General features: G+C 57.9%; 1 protein-coding gene. It reads right to left on the reverse strand.

The genetic code is table 11. The annotated features are described in order from the left end of the window. Nucleotides 1-125: 125 nt before the first annotated feature. A partial coding sequence (locus HMPREF2975_RS08210; RefSeq protein ID WP_070727010.1) for a tyrosine-type recombinase/integrase occupies nucleotides 126-1,183 on the reverse strand: 1,058 nt, incomplete at its 5' end.

Raw genomic sequence — 1,183 nt, forward strand, 5'->3', positions numbered from 1 at the left:
TCGGTTTACTGAGGTCGATGAGACGGTGCGCCGCCTTCATCCTGACATGAACAAGTAACACACGGCACGCACGTAGAGCAGCGCCACCCACTGGGATACTGATCCCGGCGGGTGGCGCGATTCTCTTATGCGCGCTGTTCGTCCAACTCCGCCATCATTGTTTCAGTCGCGGCAGCAGCCACTCTTCCAGCGTCGGGAGCCAGGTGCCCATACGTATCCACCGTGGTCGAAATGTTCTCATGACCTAAGCGGCGCTGAATATATGGCAGCGGCACACCCGCCGCTATCAGCATTGACGCGTGAGTATGCCGCAAATCATGTACGCGAGGACGCGGATCAAGTCCCGCACGCGTCACAGCAGGCTGCCAAATCCTCTGATGAAACCACGAATCGCGCATCCGAAGACCCTCACTACTCGGAAACACAAGATCGTCAGGCCTCTTACCCGCGCACGCTTCCCGCACGTCTCTGGAAAGCGAATCCGGCATGGACACGTCACGCACAGACGCAGGCGACTTCGGTGCACCAACAACAAACCCAGTCCCCTGCTTCTTCCACGCCCTCGACACATGGATCACAGCCGGTCTGCTCGAAAAATCAATGTCCCTTGGCTGCAGCTGGGTCGCTTCGCTCCACCGTAATCCAGTGCCAGCCAGAAAACGAACAAGTAGGCGGCAGTCTTCACGTGTGCATTCGATGAGCTTTTTCAGCTGCCCTACTGTGAGGAACACGGGCTGGCGGCGTCTGCGCTGCCTGGGCATCGCTACACCATACGCGGGATTTACGCCGATCACATGACGCTCTACCTGCAAGGCGAGCACGGAAGACAGTAACCCGTGAGCGTTCCTGATGGTCTTGGGTGAGAGGAATACCGGTTCTGCCTGTGGATCTTTCCTACGTGCCGAAATGGAGAGCATGGTTTCTCTAGAACGTAAACTGGTGACCCACTTTTCCACGTCCCTGCGTGTCATTCCCTCGATCGGCATAAAGTCGAATTCTGTCAGGTAGCGTTCCCAGATGCGCCGGTAGTCTTCCACAGTGCGCGGCTCGACGTGGCTGGCTGCATGGTCGCAGTACTCTTCGAACGCGTCACGCATGGTGGTGGTGAAGTACGCGGTGGTGGTGGCTTCCCGGATTCTTCTGGCTTCTGCTCCTCCTACCTGGTCGACGAGGCGGGCGAATT

Source organism: Actinomyces sp. HMSC065F12 (genome assembly GCF_001814535.1).
Taxonomy (GTDB): Bacteria; Actinomycetota; Actinomycetes; order Actinomycetales; family Actinomycetaceae; genus Pauljensenia; species Pauljensenia radingae_A.